This is a genomic window from Streptomyces sp. NPDC014995, from assembly GCF_043080745.1.
Lineage (GTDB): Bacteria > Actinomycetota > Actinomycetes > Streptomycetales > Streptomycetaceae > Streptomyces.
In genome coordinates this window covers 324,623-341,017 of sequence record NZ_JBIBVX010000008.1, presented here as the reverse complement: position 1 = coordinate 341,017, position 16,395 = coordinate 324,623, and the positions used below count along the sequence as shown (strand labels likewise).

17 protein-coding genes are annotated in these 16,395 nt (G+C 72.2%); 2 read left to right on the top strand and 15 right to left on the bottom strand.

What is annotated here, in order from left to right; translation table 11 throughout:
• Positions 1-211: 211 nt before the first annotated feature.
• The 15 genes from ACF1A1_RS18955 to ACF1A1_RS18885 all read right to left on the bottom strand — a co-directional run bounded on the left by ACF1A1_RS18955 (position 212) and on the right by ACF1A1_RS18885 (position 15,504).
• Positions 212-1,099, bottom strand: coding sequence for a 2-hydroxy-3-oxopropionate reductase (locus ACF1A1_RS18955; RefSeq protein ID WP_392001107.1), 888 nt, complete (start codon positions 1,097-1,099; stop codon positions 212-214).
• Between the two features lie 34 nt (positions 1,100-1,133).
• Entirely contained in the window at positions 1,134-1,973 is an 840-nt protein-coding gene (locus tag ACF1A1_RS18950; protein WP_392001106.1) for a TIM barrel protein, read from the bottom strand.
• A 152-nt stretch (positions 1,974-2,125) separates the two neighbouring features.
• Positions 2,126-2,914: a hypothetical protein gene (locus ACF1A1_RS18945; protein WP_392001105.1), complete on the bottom strand. Its 789-nt coding sequence runs from the start codon at positions 2,912-2,914 to the stop codon at positions 2,126-2,128.
• 44 nt (positions 2,915-2,958) lie between these two features.
• Positions 2,959-3,567 carry a hypothetical protein gene (locus ACF1A1_RS18940; RefSeq protein ID WP_392001104.1) on the bottom strand — a complete coding sequence of 203 codons (609 nt, stop codon included), beginning with the start codon at positions 3,565-3,567 and terminating at the stop codon, positions 2,959-2,961.
• The gene (locus tag ACF1A1_RS18935; RefSeq protein ID WP_392001102.1) at positions 3,540-4,817 is read right to left on the bottom strand and encodes an MCE family protein; all 1,278 of its coding nucleotides are present in this window, start codon (positions 4,815-4,817) and stop codon (positions 3,540-3,542) included. The genes ACF1A1_RS18940 and ACF1A1_RS18935 overlap by 28 nt, the downstream gene beginning before the upstream one ends.
• Entirely contained in the window at positions 4,814-6,118 is a 1,305-nt protein-coding gene (locus ACF1A1_RS18930) for an MCE family protein (protein ID WP_392001100.1), read from the bottom strand. The genes ACF1A1_RS18935 and ACF1A1_RS18930 overlap by 4 nt, the downstream gene beginning before the upstream one ends.
• Positions 6,115-7,251: an MCE family protein gene (locus ACF1A1_RS18925; RefSeq protein ID WP_392001099.1), complete on the bottom strand. Its 1,137-nt coding sequence runs from the start codon at positions 7,249-7,251 to the stop codon at positions 6,115-6,117. The genes ACF1A1_RS18930 and ACF1A1_RS18925 overlap by 4 nt, the downstream gene beginning before the upstream one ends.
• Positions 7,248-8,351 carry an MCE family protein gene (locus ACF1A1_RS18920; RefSeq protein WP_392001098.1) on the bottom strand — a complete coding sequence of 368 codons (1,104 nt, stop codon included), beginning with the start codon at positions 8,349-8,351 and terminating at the stop codon, positions 7,248-7,250. The genes ACF1A1_RS18925 and ACF1A1_RS18920 overlap by 4 nt, the downstream gene beginning before the upstream one ends.
• On the bottom strand, positions 8,348-9,391 hold the full coding sequence (locus tag ACF1A1_RS18915; protein ID WP_392001097.1) for an MCE family protein: 1,044 nt from the start codon (positions 9,389-9,391) through the stop codon (positions 8,348-8,350). The genes ACF1A1_RS18920 and ACF1A1_RS18915 overlap by 4 nt, the downstream gene beginning before the upstream one ends.
• Positions 9,388-10,635 carry an MCE family protein gene (locus ACF1A1_RS18910; protein WP_392001096.1) on the bottom strand — a complete coding sequence of 416 codons (1,248 nt, stop codon included), beginning with the start codon at positions 10,633-10,635 and terminating at the stop codon, positions 9,388-9,390. The genes ACF1A1_RS18915 and ACF1A1_RS18910 overlap by 4 nt, the downstream gene beginning before the upstream one ends.
• 5 nt (positions 10,636-10,640) lie before the next feature.
• The gene (locus tag ACF1A1_RS18905) at positions 10,641-11,456 is read right to left on the bottom strand and encodes an MlaE family ABC transporter permease (RefSeq protein ID WP_392001094.1); all 816 of its coding nucleotides are present in this window, start codon (positions 11,454-11,456) and stop codon (positions 10,641-10,643) included.
• A 3-nt stretch (positions 11,457-11,459) separates the two neighbouring features.
• Positions 11,460-12,230, bottom strand: coding sequence for an MlaE family ABC transporter permease (locus ACF1A1_RS18900; protein WP_392001093.1), 771 nt, complete (start codon positions 12,228-12,230; stop codon positions 11,460-11,462).
• Positions 12,227-13,195: an ABC transporter ATP-binding protein gene (locus ACF1A1_RS18895; protein WP_392001092.1), complete on the bottom strand. Its 969-nt coding sequence runs from the start codon at positions 13,193-13,195 to the stop codon at positions 12,227-12,229. Before ACF1A1_RS18895 ends, ACF1A1_RS18900 begins: the two co-directional genes overlap by 4 nt.
• Positions 13,196-13,297: 102 nt before the next feature.
• Positions 13,298-14,365 carry a sigma-70 family RNA polymerase sigma factor gene (locus ACF1A1_RS18890; protein ID WP_392001091.1) on the bottom strand — a complete coding sequence of 356 codons (1,068 nt, stop codon included), beginning with the start codon at positions 14,363-14,365 and terminating at the stop codon, positions 13,298-13,300.
• Between the two features lie 92 nt (positions 14,366-14,457).
• Positions 14,458-15,504: a lytic transglycosylase domain-containing protein gene (locus ACF1A1_RS18885; RefSeq protein WP_392001090.1), complete on the bottom strand. Its 1,047-nt coding sequence runs from the start codon at positions 15,502-15,504 to the stop codon at positions 14,458-14,460.
• A 209-nt stretch (positions 15,505-15,713) separates the two neighbouring features.
• Here ACF1A1_RS18885 and ACF1A1_RS18880 point away from each other — a divergent pair, with 209 nt between their 5' ends.
• Complete coding sequence (locus tag ACF1A1_RS18880) at positions 15,714-15,962, top strand: thiamine-binding protein (RefSeq protein WP_392001089.1); 249 nt, start codon at positions 15,714-15,716, stop codon at positions 15,960-15,962.
• Positions 15,959-16,327 carry a helix-turn-helix domain-containing protein gene (locus ACF1A1_RS18875; protein WP_392001088.1) on the top strand — a complete coding sequence of 123 codons (369 nt, stop codon included), beginning with the start codon at positions 15,959-15,961 and terminating at the stop codon, positions 16,325-16,327. Before ACF1A1_RS18880 ends, ACF1A1_RS18875 begins: the two co-directional genes overlap by 4 nt.
• Positions 16,328-16,395: the final 68 nt, after the last annotated feature.

The window sequence follows — 16,395 nt, the reverse complement described above, 5'->3', positions numbered from 1 at the left end:
GCGCGGTGGCGGCGGGCCGCGCGCACCGGATCACGACCTCCCGTCGGATCCCGTGCGCGAGCCGGGGGGCCGGTCCTCGCGCGGGGCGGGGACCGTGAACCGGGCGACAACGGTTTCGTTGACGTCCGGTGTGTGGTTCCGGGCGGCGCCGCCACCTTGGGCGCGACAGGACAAGTGTCGGCGGCGGCGCCGCCCGGAGGTCTCGCAGGGGTCAGACCCGCGCGCCGGACAGGCGCTCCACGCTCCGCAGCAGCGCCGAGTGGTCGAGGCCGCCGTCGCCCTGCGCGCGCAGGCTCGCCACGAGCTGCGCGACCACGGCGCCGACGGGCAGGGCCGCGCCGACGTCGCGGGCGGCGTCCGTGACGATGCCCATGTCCTTGTGGTGCAGGTCGATGCGGAAGCCGGGCCGGAAGTCGCGGTTCAGGAAGTTGTCCTTCTTGCGCGTCAGCACGGTCGACCCGGCCAGTCCGCCGCCCAGGACGTCCAGCGCGGCCCTCAGGTCCACGCCCGACTTCTCCAGGAAGACCACGGCCTCGGCGCACGCCTGGATGTTCACGGCCACGATCAGCTGGTTGGCGGCCTTCACGGTCTGGCCGGAGCCGTGCGGACCGCACAGCACGACGGTCCTGCCGAGCGCCTCGAAGAGCGGCTTCGCCCGGTCGAAGTCGGCCTGCTCGCCGCCGACCATGATGGACAGCACCGCCTCGACGGCGCCTGCCTCACCGCCGGACACGGGTGCGTCCAGGACGCGTATGCCCTTGTCCTTCGCCGCCTTCGCCAGATCGATCGAGGTCTGCGGGGTGATCGAGGACATGTCGATCAGCAGCGTGCCGGGCCTGGCGTTCTCCAGGATGCCGTCGGGGCCGTACGCGACGGCCTCGACCTGTGGGGAGGCGGGCACCATCGTGACGACGACGTCGGCGTCGCGGACGGCCTCGGCGAGGGACGTCGCCGCCGTGCCGCCGGCCGCGGCGAGGCGGTCGAGCTTCTCCTGCTCCAGGGTGAAGCCGGTGACGTCGTAGCCCGCCTTGATCAGGTTCTCGGACATGGGGGAGCCCATGATGCCGAGGCCGATCCAGGCGATCTTGGGGAGACTCATGGGGGTACCTCTCTGCAAGCGGTGCGGGGGAAGGTCAGCGGGCCGCGCGGGCCTCGGCCGGCAGCCATGCGAAGGCCTCGGCGCTCGGGCGGTCGCCCGGCTTGTACTCGAGGCCGGTCCAGCCGTCATAACCGGCCTTCCGCAGCCGGTCGAGCAGGTCCTCCAGCGGGAGCGACCCGGTGCCCGGGGCGCCGCGGCCGGGGTTGTCGGCGATCTGGACGTGACCGGTCCTCGCGGCGTACCGATCGATCACCGACGGCAGGTCCTCGCCGTTCATGGACAGGTGGTAGAGGTCCATGAGGAAGCGCGCGTTGCCGAGGCCGGTGGCCTCGTTGACCCTGTCGACGACGCCGACGGCGGCCGGCGCCGAGACCAGCGGGTACCGCGGTGACTCGGGCCGGTTCAGCGCCTCGATCAGCAGGATCGCGCCGATCCGGTCGGCGGCCCGGGCGGCGAGGGCCAGGTTCTCCAGCGCGAGCGCGTCCTGCTTGCCGGGGTCCACGCCCTCGACGCGGTTGCCGTACAGCGCGTTGAGCGCCCGGCAGCCGAGCGACTGGGCGAAGCCGGCGGCCACGTCGATGTTGGCGCGGAACCTCTCCGACTCCTCGCCCGGGACGGACAGGGCGCCGCGGTCCGGGCCGGGCAGCCGTCCGGCGTAGAAGTTCAGGCCGGTGAGCTGGACGCCCGCGTCCTCGATCGCCTTCTTCAGGGCGTCGAGCCGGGACCGCTCGGGCGTCGGGGAGTCGGTCCAGGGCCACCACAGCTCGACCGCGGTGAAGCCGGCCGCGGCGGCGGCCGCGGGGCGCTCCAGGAGCGGGAGTTCCGTGAAGAGGATCGACAGGTTGACGTTGAAGCGCTGCTCTGCGAATCCCATGGGGCCGGCGCTCCCTTCCATGCGTGAATTTCGTATCGTGGAACTTGGTTTCTGCTTAATGGAAGACTGCCTCTCTTCGGGGACGGCTGTCAAGAGCCGGGAACGCAGAGAGCCCCCGCGCGATCTCGCGCGGGGGCTCGCCGGGGTGCAGGTCAGAGGGCGTCGACGGCGCTCACCTTCCAGCCGGCGGAGGTACGGGACATCGTCATCCGCACCCGGTTCAGATCCACGCGGGACCCCGTGACCTGAGTGCTCTCGGTGACCTGGTTGACGAAGAGCAGCACGACGACCCGGTCCGGCGAGGCCGACACCACCGAGGCCGCCGGGGCGCCACCGCCGGGCGGCTCCACCACCGTCGCCTTCACCACCCCGTCGTACTTCTCGGCGGTCGGCCCCACCACCGCCTTCGTCGTCCTGCCGTACTCGCCGCGGAACTTCCCGGTCAGCAGGGCGCGCGCCCGGGCGAAATCGCGGTCCAGGTGACGGTGGTCGTACGACAGCACGACGGGCGCCGCCTCACGCGCCGCCGCGAGCGCCTGCCGGCGGGCCTCCTCGGTCGCCCGCCCCTCGCGGTACTGCCACCCGAGTACGGCCACCGCGACCAGGCCGGCCAGGAGGAGCAGCGCGAGGGACGCCGTCAGCAGCCTGCGCCCCCGCCCCGGGCGGGCCGGCAGCACGTCGTCGTCCTCCGCGGAGTCCGGTCGCGGCTCCGGCGGGTCGTCCCAGCCGTCCGGCGGCTCGATGAGCACGGTGCGCCCGGACGTCTGGTCCTCGGCCCGCCGCGGCTCCTTCGCCTCGTCCGCCCCGTCGGCCCCGTTCGTCTCGTTCTCGTGGAGCCGCTCGGCGCGCTCCGCACGCTTGGCCGCCGCCCGGGCCGCCGCGCTCAGGGTGCGCCGGGTGGGCGAGCCGGAGCCGCGGGGCTTGGAAGTCAGGTTCGCCACGGTCGTTCTCCTTACTGGTCGTACATCGGGGGGCGGGTGGCGAGTCAGCCGACGAACTCCACGTCGGACGTCAGCCAGCGGCCGTTCTCCAGGACGAGGTCGAGTTGCAGGCGGTACGTGCGGGCCTCGCCCCCGGGCACGGCGACATTGGTGACCTTGCTGTCGGCGACCACCTGCACGCGGGCCGAACGCTCGTCCGCCCGGACGATGCCCGCCTCCAGGACCTGGCCCTCGGACACCGACTTGTTCTGCGCGACCAGCTTGGTCAGCTCGGCGGTCTGCGCCGCGAACTGCTCCTTGAAGTCGCCCGTGGCGCCCTTGAGCACGTTCCCGCTGTCCCGGTCGTAGTGCCGGTAGTCGAGCGAGGTGAAGTTCAGCGCCGACTGGCGGGCCGCCGCGAGGATGTCCTGGCGGCGCTGATCCGTCTGGCGCTGCTCGTACACCCGCACGCTCAGCCAGACGGCCGCCGCCGTCGTCAGCACCGTCGCCGCCACCAGCCCCGCCGGCAGCAGCCGGGCGCGCACGAGGCCCCGGCCACGGGTGTCCGCCCGCCCGGCCAGCAGCCGCCGCAGCGGCCGTACCAGCCGTGCCGACGAGCTCAGCACCACCGCGAACAGGCTCCCGTTCACGCCATCGGTCCGACGAGCAGCCATTGCCAGGACTCCTTTCCGAACACGGCCTGCTGGCCGCCCGTCGAGCCGATCTCGACGGATCTTCCGTCCGGCCCCGTGGCGAGACCGGTCTGCGGGTCGTACGGCGAGACGTACGCGGCCCGGTCGGCGCCATCCGGGCCGGACCGCGCGCCGGGCGCGTTCTGCGCGCCCCGCACCGAGGTGTCGCTGCCGCGCGGCTCCGTGCAGCGCGCCCCGGTGTTCGCCGGGCGGGTGCTGGTGTCCGCCGGGTCGCGTCGCGGGGTGCCGTATCCCTGCGTGCACGCCGACGGGTCGTCGGCGTTGACCACCAGCCCGAAGTGGGTGGTGCCGTCGCCGGGGAGGACGGTGTAGCTGTCGGAGACCACCACCGGGAAGGTGACCAGGGCCTGTTCCACGCCGGGCAGCCGGGCCAGCGTGACCTGACCGCCGCTGATCAGGTTCGCCAGCAGCACCGACAGCCGGGGGCCGGTCGACTTCAGCAGCGAGTTCACCTCGTGGGCGGCCGGCGTCGCGTTGCCGATCAGTTTGCGCAGGTCCCCGTCGCTCGCCTTCAACTGCGCGGTGAACGCGGCGAGATCACGCGAGAACGACGTGATCGCCGAACCCTGGTCGGCCTGCGTCTTCAGGACCGTCCGCGAGTCCTCGATGAGGTCGATCGTCTCCGGCAGCGCCTCGGACGCCGACTCGACGAGCGCGTTGCCCGAGTCGACCAGCCGGCCGAGGTGCGGCCCCGTTCCGGCGAACGCCTTGCCCAACTCGTCCACGGTGACCCGCAGGTCGTCCTTGCCCACCGACTTCACCAGCCGGTCCAGGCTCACCACCATGTCCGTGGCGGGCAGCGGCACCCGGGTCCTGCCGCGCGGGATCGTGCTGCCCTCCAGCAGATACGGGCCGTCCGTCCGGCGCGGCTGGAGGTCGACGTACTGCTCGCCCACCGCCGAACGGTTCGCCACCACGGCGAGCGTGTCCGCCGGGATGCCCGGCGAGCCGTCCTCGATCTCCAGCGCCACCGAGACGCCGCCGTCGCCGCTCAGCCGCAGTGCGCCGACCCGGCCCACCGGCACCCCGCGGTAGGTGACCTCGGCGCCGGTGTAGATGCCCCCGGAGTCGGCGAAGTCGGCCCGCACGGTGTAGCCGCGGCCGAGCAGCCCGTCCACCAGGCCCGTGTACTCGGCGCCGACGTAGGACACCCCCACCGCGGTGACGGTGGCGAAGGCCAGCAGCTGTGCCTTGACCGTACGTGTGATCACGGCAGTATCCCCTTCAGCAAGAGCTCCGCGAGCGCGAGGTCGATGCCCGGCGGGAGACCGTCGGCGGTGCGCCCGTCCTCGTACGCGGCCTGCGTGCCGGTGCACACGGGCGGGCACAGCGGGCCGCCGTCGCCGCCGCCGTCGCCGGAGGGTGCCGACGGCTCGACGGGCGTGTCCGGCAGGCCCGGGGTGCCCGGCAGGCTGGGCTGCGGCACGCCGGGCACCTCCGGGAGGTCCGGCAGCTCCGGCGTGTCCGGGAGGCCGGGTGTCTTCGGGGAGTCCTCGCTCCCGTCGGGCTCGTCGGCGAGGTTGCCGTAGATGCTCGACAGATCGAGGTCGGCGGTCACCGCCAGGTTGACGTAGTCGCCCTTGATGGCGTCCACGGCGTTCCGGGGGAACGGGTAAGTGGTCAGCAGCTCCAGCGAGTTGGGCAGGTCGTTGCCCGCCTTGTTGAGCTGGGCGAGGATCGGCCGCAGCGCCTTGAGGTTGGCGACCGTGTCGTCGTGCGACGCGTTCACGACCTTCGTGCCCGTCTTGCCGAGGTCGGACAGGGCCGTGAGCATCTTGGTCAGATCCCGTCGCTGGTCGGCGAGGACCTTCAGCGCGGGCGGCAGCGTGTCGACGGCCACGGCGATGGTCTTCTTCTCCTTCGCCAGCCGCTTGGCGAGCCGGTCGATGCCCTCGAGGGCGCGGACGATCTCCTTGCGCTGCCCGTCCAGGCCGCCGAGGCACGTGTTCAGCTCCTTCAGCAGCCCCTTGACCCGGTTCTCCCGGCCCGCCAGCGCCTTGTTCAGCTCCACGGTGATCGTCTTGAGCTGGGCCACGCCGCCGCCGTTGAGCAGCGCGGACAGCGCGGACAGCACCTCCTCGATCTCCGGGTTCCGGCCGCTGCGGGCCAGCGGGATCCGGTCGCCGTCGCGGAGCCGGCCGACGGGCGCGGTGCCCACGGGGGAGGTCAGCGCCACGTACTTCTCGCCGAGCATGCTCGTCTGCCGCAGCTCGGCGACCGCGTTGCCGGGCAGCTTCACCGAGTCGGCGACCCGCAGCCGCACCTTGGCGTGCCAGCCGTCCAGCTCCACCTTCTCGACGGCGCCCACGGTGACGTTGTTGACCTTCACCGCGGACTGCGGCACCAGGTCCAGGACGTCGCGGAACTCGACGGTGACCCGGTACGCGTCACCGTCCGCGGCGGCGCCTCCGGGCAGCGGCACGTCGTACCAGCCGTCGAACTGGCAGCCGGACAGCAGCAGCGAGCCGGCCGCCGCCCAGGCGACGGCCCTCCTCGTGGGGATCCCGCTCATGCGTCGGCCTCCAGGATTCCGCCCAGCGTCCGGTCGACCGTGCCCGTGCTCGGCACGGCCGGGGCCTTCGGCACCTCGGGCAGGGAGTCGAACAGCTTCTCCAGCTCCCGGCAGTCGGGGTTCTTGCCGCCCTCGTCCCCGGTCGTGCGCAGGATGGAGCACAGCAGCGCCGCCGGGTCCTGCGGATGGTCGGGGTTGTTGCGGGTGTCGAGGGTGCCGGAGGACGGGTTGCCGGCGTTCTGGAGGTTCGACAGGCCCGTCGGGGCGACCTCCAGCAGCTCCTCCAGCGCCGCCCGCTGGGTGACGAGCACCTCGGTGACCTTGCTGAGCCCCTTCACGTTCGAGGTCAGTGACTCCTTGTTCTTCTTCACGAAGCCGGACACGTCGCCGAGCGCCGTCCCCAGGTGCTTCAGGGCCTCCGCCAGGTCCTTGCGTTCCTCGGCGAGCTGGCCGGCGACCTTGGCGAGGGTGGTGTTGAACGACCGCACGCTCTTGTCGTCGGCCGCCAGCGCCGCGGTGAACACCTGGAGGTTCCGCACGGTGCCGAACAGATCGCTCCGGCCGTCGGAGAGCGTGGTGACCGCCAGCGACAGGTCCTCGACCGTCTGGTGGATGTCCTCGCCCTGGCCGTCCAGGTTGTCCGCGCTCACCCCGAGCAGCCGCGCCAGCGAGCCGTCCTCGTTGGCCCCCTTCGGGCCGAGCGCCTCGGACGTGGTGTGCAGGCTGTCGAAGACACGGTCCAGTTCCACGGGGACGGCCGTGCGCGACTCGGGGATGACGGCGCCGTCCCGCAGCGCCGGGCCCTCGCGGTACACCGGCAGCAGCTGCACGTAGCGGTCGCTGACCACCGAGGAGTTGATGATGGCGGCCTGGGCGCCCGCCGGGACCTTGCGGTCCGCGTCGTACTCCAGCACCACCCGCACCCGTTCGCCCTGCGGCGTGATCTCTGCGACCTCGCCGATCCGGACGCCGAGGACCCGGACGTCGGAGCCGGGGTAGATGCCGACGGTGCGCGGGAAGTACGCGGTGACCCGCACGGTCTCCGACCGCGGCCACACCGCGAACGCGGCGCCGGCGACGAGGGCGAGAACGACGACGACCGCCCAGCGCCTGGTGATCCTGGGCTTCTTCACCGGTCGCCTCCCGTCCGCGGCACCACCGGAGCGGCGACCATGTTCTGGACGTAGCTGTCGAACCAACGGCCGTTGCCGAGGGTGTTGGTGAACACGCGCACATACGGTGCGAGCAGCTTGATGCTCCGGTCCAGGCTCGACTGGTTCCGTTCGAGCATCCCGACGACGCGGTTCAGGCCCTTGAGCGCGGGCCCGATCTCCTTGTCGTTGTCCTCGACCAGCCCGGAGAGCTGGATGCCGAGCGCGGCCGAGGTGGTGAGCAGCTTGTGGATGGCCTTGCGCCGCTTGCTGATCTCCTTGAACAGCTTCTCGCCGTCGCCGACCAGCGCCGTGAAGTCCGCGGACCGCTCGGCCAGCACCCCCGTCACGCCGTTGGCGTGGTCGAGCAGCCCGCGCAGCTCCTTGTCCCGCTCGGCGACCGTCCTGGAGATCTCCGACAGGCCCTTGATGGAGGCCCGCACCTCCTCGGGGGAGTCCTCGAAGGTGGTGGAGATCGTGTCCAGGGCGGTGGCCAGCCGCTCGGTGTCGACCTCCTCCGTGGTGGTCGTGAGGTCGCTGAACGCCTGCACGACGTCGTACGCCGGGACCGTCCGCTTCAGCGGGATCTCACTGCCGGGCGCGAGCCGGCCCGGCCCCTCGGGGTGCAGGGCCAGGTACTTCGCCCCGAGGATCGTCTTCACCCGGATCGACGCGCCGGTCGTGGTGCCGAACTCCGGGTCGCCCTTGATCTTGAAGGTCACCTTGACGTGGTCGCCGTCGAGGTCGACCTCCTCGACCTTGCCGACCTTGACCCCGGCGATGCGCACCTCGTCGCCCGGCTTGAGCCCGCCCGCCTCCGCGAAGGCGGCGCTGTAGGTGTCGCCGCCGCCGATCACCGGAAGGCTGTCGGCGTTGAACGCGGCCGCCGTCAGCAGCGCGAGGGTGGTGAGCCCGACCGCGCCGACGACCACGGGGTTGCGGTCCCGGAACGGCTTCAGGCGTGGTCGGCCCGCCTTCCGGCGCAGCCTGATCCTCGGCAGCTTCGGTGGCAGGATGCGCACCTTCATCAGGGGCTCGGGGCGGCGGCGCCGCGTCCCGCGCGGCACGATGCGGATGCTCATGCGCCGCACCTCGCCCGCGCCACATGCAGCTCCGGAGTGAGCACCTGCCGCGTCTTCGGCAGCACGATCCGGCCGTCGAAGTCGCAGAGGTAGAAGTTGAACCACGAGCCGTAGGACGCCGTCCCGGTCAGCTCGTTGAGCTTGTTCGGCAGCCGCTTCAGCACGCCCTCCACGGTCTTCTCGTTGTCGTTCAGCGTTCCGGTGAGCTCGGTCAGCTCGGCGATGTCGTCCTTGAGCGGCGGGCGGGCGTCCGCGAGCAGTCCGGAGGTGGCCTCCGTCAGGTCGCCGATGCTCACCAGGGACTCGCCGAGGGGCTTGCGGTCGGCGGACAGACCGGAGATCACCCGCCGCAGCTGCTTGAGCAGGCTGGAGAACCGGCCGCCGCGCTTGTCGAGCGTCTCCAGGACGGCGTTGAGGTTGTCGATCACGGATCCGATCAGCTGGTCGCGCCCGGCGAGTGTGGTGGTGAGCGACGCCGTGTGCGCGAGCAGGCTGTTCACGGTGCCGCCCTCGCCCTGGAGCGTCTTGATGATCTCGGTGGCGAGCTGGTTGACGTCCTGCGGACTGAGTGCGGCGAACAGCGGCTTGAAGCCGTTCAGCAGCACGTTGAGGTCCAGCGCCGGCTGGGTCCTCGACAGCGGGATGCGCCCGCCGGGCGGCAGCCGGGTGCCGTCGCCGGTGCCCTCGGTCAGCGCGATGTACCGCTGCCCGACCAGGCTCCGGTAGCGGACCACCGCGCCGGTGCTGGTGAGCAGCGGCCGGTCCGAGCTGACCGTGAAGTCGACCTCCGCCAGCGTCCGGTCCTTGATCCGGATGTCCTCGACCTCGCCGACCCGCACCCCGGCGACCCGGATGTCGTCGCCTTCCTCCAGGCCCGTGACGTCGCTGAACACCGCGCGATACGTGTGCTCCGGGGTGAAGTCGAGGTTGACGATGGTGGCGGCGAGCAGGGTGGTCGCCAGGACCGTCACCACCGCGAAGAGGCTGAACTTGACCAGGGGCGCGGCGGTCTGCCGCGCTGCCGTCGTCTTCACGCTCATGCGACGCTCACCGCCGTCCCACGGGCCATGGGCCCGAACAGCAGGGTCGCGACGGGCGGCACCTCGTCCACCGGTACGCCCATGACGGGTGCCACGAGCGAGCCGACCGCCCGCTGCTCGGCCTCGGTGGCGGACACGTTGACCCCTGCGGGCAGCACACTGCCGGCCCTCCCTGACTTCGTACCGTCGTCGAGCTTGGTGGGTGGTGCGGGCACCGTCGGGTGGGGCAGGCCCCGGCAGTTGGGCCCGGACCGCTCGCCGTAGCGCGGTTCCTCGCCCGGTTCGTACGCGGGCCGCTGGCGGACGACTTCGAGGGTGATCCGCATCTTCCCGCCCCGGAACGCCTCCTCCGACACCTTCTCCTGCCGGACCAGCCCCTCCAGCAGGCACGGGTACTGGGGCGAGTAGCGGGCGAACAGCTCCAGCGTGGGCCGGGAGACCTGGCCGAGGGTGATCAGCCGGTCCCCGTTGGTGTCCAGGAAGTCCTCCGCGGTGCCCGCGACGCCGGTGGTCGAGGTGAGCGCGGCGGCCAGCCGGTCCCGCTTCTCGACGATCGTGCGGCTGGTGGTGACGGTGTTGCGCAGGATCGCCATCAGGTCGGGCGCCGCGTCCCCGTACATCTCGGCGACGTCCGCGAACCGCGAGATGTCCTCCTTCAGAGAGGGCAGGTGCGGGTTGAGGCGCCGCAGATAGGCCTCCACGCGGCTGAGGTTGTCGCCGATCCGGTCGCCGCGTCCTTCGAGCGCGCCCGCGAACGCCGAGAGGGTGGCGTTGAGTTCGCCCGGTCGCACGGTCCGCAGCAGCGGCAGCAGGTCGTTCATCAGCTGTTGCAGCTCCATGCCGACCCGCGTGCGGTCCTGGGTGATGACGTCGCCCGCGCGGATGGCCCGGCCGGACGAACCGCGCGGCACGACCAGGTCGACGTACTTCTCGCCGAACAGCGTCTTCGGCAGCAGCCGCGCGTGCACGTCCGCCGGGATGAACCGCACGTGCTCCGGCTTGAGCGCGATGTCGAGCGTCGCCTTCGCGCCGTCCGCGCGCACCTCGCGCACCTCCCCGACGAGCAGTCCGCGCAGCTTGACGTCCGCGCGCCGGTCGAGCTGGTTGCCGAGGCTGTCGGCCTCCAGCGTGATCCGCACGACGGGTGTGAACGCCTGCTGGTAGACGGCCACGGCCAGCGACAGCAGCAGCGCCATCACCGCGATGAAGGCGACTCCGTACAGCCGCAGTCTCAGCACTCTCATCGACGTCACCCCGCGATCCGTACGGTCGTGTTGGCGCCCCAGATCGCCAGGGACAGGAAGAAGTCCACGACGTTGATGGCGACGATGGAGGTGCGCACCGCGCGGCCCACCGCGACGCCGACGCCCGCCGGGCCGCCGCTCGCGTAGTAGCCGTAGTAGCAGTGCACCAGGATGATCAGCACGGCGAAGACGATCACCTTGCCGAACGACCAGAACACGTCGACGGGCGGCAGGTACTGGTGGAAGTAGTGGTCGTACGTGCCGGTCGACTGCCCGTAGTAGCCGGTGGTGATGGTCCGGGCGGCGAGGTACGAGGACAGCAGCCCGACGACGTACAGCGGGATCACCGCGACGAAGCCGGCGATCATGCGCGTGGTCACCAGGAACGGCAGCGAGGGAACGCCCATCACCTCCAGGGCGTCCGTCTCCTCGCTGATCCGCATCGCGCCGAGTTGCGCGGTGAACCCGGCGCCGACGGTCGCGGACAGCGCGAGCCCGGCCACCAGCGGGGCGATCTCGCGGGTGTTGAAGTACGCCGACAGGAACGCCACGAAGTTGGACGTGCCGAGCTGGTTGAGGGCGGCGTAGCCCTGGAGGCCGACCTCGGTGCCGGTGAAGAACGACAGGAAGGCGATCACGCCGACCGTGCCGCCGACCACGGCGAGCGCGCCCCGGCCGAAGCTCACCTCGGCCAGCAGCCGCAGGATCTCCTTCTTGTAGCGGCGCAGGGTGCGCCCGGTCCAGGCCAGCGAGCGGCCGTAGAAGGTGAGTTGGGTACCCAGCTCCTCCAGGGAGCGCAGGGGGCGTTCGAGAAGTCTCATGTGCTAACCCCTCTGCGGGACGACCTGGAAGTACACCGCGGTCATCACGAAGTTCGTCACGAACAGCAGCATGAAAGTGATCACCACGGACTGGTTGACGGCATCGCCGACGCCCTTCGGGCCGCCCTTCGCGGTCAGCCCCTTGTAGGAGGCGACGATCGCGGCGATCGCCCCGAACACCAGCGCCTTGACCTCGGCCGCCCACAGGTCGGACAGCTGGGCGAGCGTGGTGAAGGAGGCGAGGTAGGCGCCGGGCGTGCCGTCCTGGAGGACGACGTTGAAGAAGTAGCCGCCCGCGACACCGACCACCGACACCAGGCCGTTGAGCAGCACCGCGACCACCATCGACGCCAGCACGCGCGGCACCACCAGCCGGTGGATCGGGTCGATGCCGAGCACCTGCATCGCGTCGATCTCCTCGCGGATCTTCCGCGCCCCGAGGTCCGCGCAGATCGCGGTGCCGCCCGCACCGGCGATGAGCAGCGCGGTGACGATCGGCGAAGCCTCCCGCAGCACGGCCAGCACCGAGGCGGCACCCGAGAACGACTGCGCGCCGAGCTGCCGGGTCAGGCTGCCGATCTGGAGCGCGATCACCGCGCCGAAGGGGATCGAGACGAGCGCGGTGGGCAGGATCGTCACGGACGCGATGAACCACGCCTGCTGGATGAACTCCCGTACCTGGAACGGCCGTCGGGGCAGGGTCCGCAGGATGTCCAGGGCCATCGCGAACAGGTTGCCCGACTGCCGCAGCGCCCCGGTCGGAGACAGGCTCACGCGTCCGCCACCTCCTTCCGGTGCAGTTCGGTCTCCCGTCTCGCGATCGCCTCCCAGCGGGGCGGCCGGGTGATGCCGGGGCCCGGCAGCAGACGGGGAGTCAGTGCCTGGCCGCCGGGAGTTCCGCTGCCCTTGCCACCGCCACCGCCACCGCCTTCGCCTTCGCCGAGCTGGGCCAGCTCCTGCTCGACCTGGGCGGCGTCCTTCTCCTCCGCCATGCCGATCGGCCCCTGCATCCGGCCGTTCAGGAACTGCCGCACGACGGGCTCGTCACTGGTCAGCAGCTTCTCGCGGGGTCCGAACACGACCAGCTCACGGCGGAACAGCAGCCCGATGTTGTCCGGGACCTGGCGCGCCGAGGCGATGTCGTGCGTGACGATCAGGAAGGTCGCGTCGATCTGTGCGTTCAGGTCGACGATCAGCTGGTTGAGGTACGCGACGCGCACCGGATCGAGACCCGAGTCCGGCTCGTCGAAGAGGATGATCTCCGGGTCGAGCACCAGCGCCCTCGCCAGCCCGGCCCGCTTGCGCATCCCGCCGGAGATCTCGCCGGGCAGCTTCTCCTCGGCGCCGATCAGCCCGACCATGTCCATCTTCTCCAGCACGATGCGCCGGATCTCGCTCTCGGGCTTGCGGGTGTGCTCGCGCAGCGGGAAGGCGATGTTGTCGTACAGGTTCATCGACCCGAACAGCGCGCCGTCCTGGAACAGCACGCCGAACAGCTTGCGCACCTCGTACAGCTCGTGCTCGCGCAGCCGGGTGATGTCCCGGCCCTGGATCGTGATCGAGCCGCGCTCCGGCTTCAGCAGCCCGACGAGCGTCTTGAGGAACACCGACTTGCCCGTCCCCGAGGGGCCGAGCATGACCGAGACCTCCCCGGCGGGCAGCGTCAGCGAGACGTCCTGCCAGATGACCTGGTGACCGAAGGACTTGGTCAGTCCCTCCACGCAGATCTCGACACCCATCCGGTCCACCCTTCAGCCGGCTGTGGAGCAGCTTTGACATCTGCTCTACGGGGAGGGGCGGGGCGTCCGTCGCGACGGATCCGGATTTTTTTTCGAGGAGGGCTACGGCAGTGCGCTCACCGGGACGGAGGGCAGCGCGGGGGCCTCCGGAAGGTCCGGGGCGTCCGGGGTGTCCATGACCTCGGGCGGAGCGGGGAGGTCCGGCACGGTCTGCGGGAGGTCGATCGCGTCCGGGGCCTGGGGGGCGACAGGGAGGTCCGGCACCTGCGGTACGACGTCCGGCACCTCGGGAGCGGGCAGCTCCGGCGCCGGGGACAGCTCGACCTCCGGCAGGGACGGCACCGACAGCGGCAGCAGCGGCCGCTCGCCGGGGGCCGGCGTCGCCCGCGGAGCCGCGGGCGTCGGGGCCACCGGACGCCCGTGCCCGTCCGAGGGCCGCACACGGTCCTCGCTGTACGGCCACTGCCAGGCCTCCGGGGCCGGCGAGACGGAGGGCTGCGGCCCCGTGCCCCGACCGTCCCAGTCGTGGACGTACGGCAGGGCGAACCCGGCCACCACCAGGGTCGCCGCCGTCGACGCCACCGCCACGGCCTGGGCGTGGCCGCCCGCCCGCGGCCTGCCGCGCCCGGACAGGAACAGGGCGAGGCCCAGCGTGCCGGCGAGCGAGTTGCGCAGCGTCCGCCGGGCGCGGGCCAGCAGCGACTCGACGGTCCGGTAGCTCAGGCCCATCCGGACGGCGACCTGGTTGACGTCCAGGTCCTCCGACTTCAGCCGCAGCGCCTCCGCCTGGCGGGCGGGCAGTTCCCCGCTGCGCACGGCGAGCCACTTGGCCTCGGCCCGGTCGCACACCACTTCGTCGACCGGCACCGGGCCCGGCTCCACCAGCGTGGGACTGCGGTGGACCTCGGCCTCCCGGCTGACCTGGCGGTGGCGGTCGACGCACAGTCGCATCGTCACCGTGGTCAGCCAGGCGGCCAGCCGCTCGTCGTCCAGGTCCGGGCGCTCCGCGGCGCGCAGCATCGCCTCGTGCACCGCGTCCTCGGCGTCCTCCAGGCTCACCGACCTGCGGCGCGCCACCTTGAGCAGGTGCTCGCGATGGCACCACATACGCTGCCAACGGTCGTGGGCCGCCTGTATCTCCATCTCCGCAGGCATGTCCGTCGTCGCCATGAAGGCCCCTTCGCGCTCACCCGCCGGACCGGTGCTTCCCGGCGGGTGGCGACATTACCGCCGAGTATCCGCGGTTGTGGAGGGGGCCGCCGCTATCGAGTCGGCAACGGTCCGTCATCACCCCCGACCAGCGGCAGCGCCTCGTCCGGGGGCAGGTCGACGCCGGTGCCGGGGAGCGGGGCCACGGGCTCCTCCGGCTCGGCGGGCGCGATCGCCGTACGGGACGGGCCGGGGGAGGGCGAGGACGGCGCGGCCGGTGCCGCCGGCGCGGGCGAGGCGCCGCGCCGTTCCGGCCGTGGTGACGGTTTCGGCGAGGGCGTGGCGGACGCGGTCCGGGACGGCGCCGGGGACGGCTCGGCCGGGGAGGCGGCGGCGTCGGGAACGACCCGGTGGCCGTCGAGGAAGTACGCGTACCAGGCCCGGACCGTCCGCAGGTAGGCCAGGGACTGGTTGTAGCCGAGGATCGCGCGATCCAGGTCGCCGGGCAGGGACAGGTCCCGGTCGCCCGCGCACAGGTAGCGCCCGGCGGCGAGCGCGGCGTCGTGCACGTTGTTCGGGTCGGCGCGGCCGTCGTCGTTGCCGTCCGCGCCCCAGACCGCCCAGGTCGACGGGATGAACTGCATCGGGCCGACCGCACGGTCGTACGCCGTGTCGCCGTCGTGGGCACCGCCGTCGGTGTCCCGGATCTCGGCGAAACCGTTGCCGTCCAGCCGCGGGCCGAGGATCGGCGTCAGCGTCGTGCCGTCCGCCGCGACCCGTCCGCCGCGCGCCTGCCCGGACTCCACCTGGCCGATCGCGGCCAGCAGCTGCCAGCGCAGACCGCACCCCGGGTCGGTCCGCGCCAGTACGTCCTCGGCCCGGCGGTACGCGGTGAACACGCTCGCCGGCAGCGCCCCGGCGACGGGCTCCGCCTCGGCCGCCCTCTGCCCGGCCTCCCGCTCCGGGGCCCGCAGCGGCGGGAGCTCCGTGCGGTACGGAGTGTCGCCGGACACGCTCGGCCCGCGCTCGACGGGCGCCTCCGGCGCGGGCTGCGAGGCCCGCGCGGTCACCGCCCCCGGCGCCTGCGAGGCGGTCAGCGCGGCCATGGCCGCCACCGCGATCGCCGTTCCCCTGCTCCGTCTGGCTGCCCGCGTCGCCATGTCTGCGGTCCCCTCCCTGCGCGGAATCGGTCATCTGCTCTGCTCTACGGGGAGACGCGGGGGTTCCGTCGCGGCGAACCCGGCTTTCCGTCACGGGCGGATGCGGGGCACCGGTCGGTTATGGTCGTCAGCGAACGGCCGGGGCGGACCCGTCCCCGACCGCGGACCTGGCGGAACGCGCCGGCCGGAGCGGATGCCATGGGGGCACAGTGCGACTGCGAGTGGAATTCACGACCGAGCCCTTCGATCTCGACGAGGCGCCCGCGCACGCGCTGGTGGCCCGCGAGGTCGTGGAGGCGGCCGAACTGGACGCGGTGGACGTCGGCCCCTTCGGCAACACCGTGGAGGGCGGTGCCGACGAGGTCCTCACCGCCGTGGACGCCCTGCTGCGCAAGACCCTCAAGGCCGGCGCCACCCGGATCTCGCTCCAGGTCAACGTCCTCGGGGAGGGCGAGTGACCGGGACCGGGCAGGAGACCTTCATCGCCGCCGTCAAGCCGCTCGTCGACGCCATGGGCGGGGAGATCCTCCCGCCCGACGAGGCCGGCCCCGACGACGTCGTCCTCTCCTGGGAGGGCGCCGACGCCGTCGCCGTCCGGCTGCCGCAGCTCGCCGACTCCCTCGACCACATCCTGGCCGCCATGGAGCGCAAGAAGGGCAAGCCGCTCGCCGACCTGGACCGCAAGGCGAAGCAGGAGGTCGTGCGGGCACTCGAGGCACGCGGCGCCTTCTCCGTACGGCACGGCGTGGAGACCGTGGCGAGCGCGCTCGGGGTGAGCCGGTTCACCGTCTACAACTACCTGAACCGCGAGAAGGAGAGCTGAGGGCGGCCACTGGGCCGGCTGCCGACGAAGTTCGGCGGGGCCGCCGCCCCGGGGCCATCGTGCGGGGG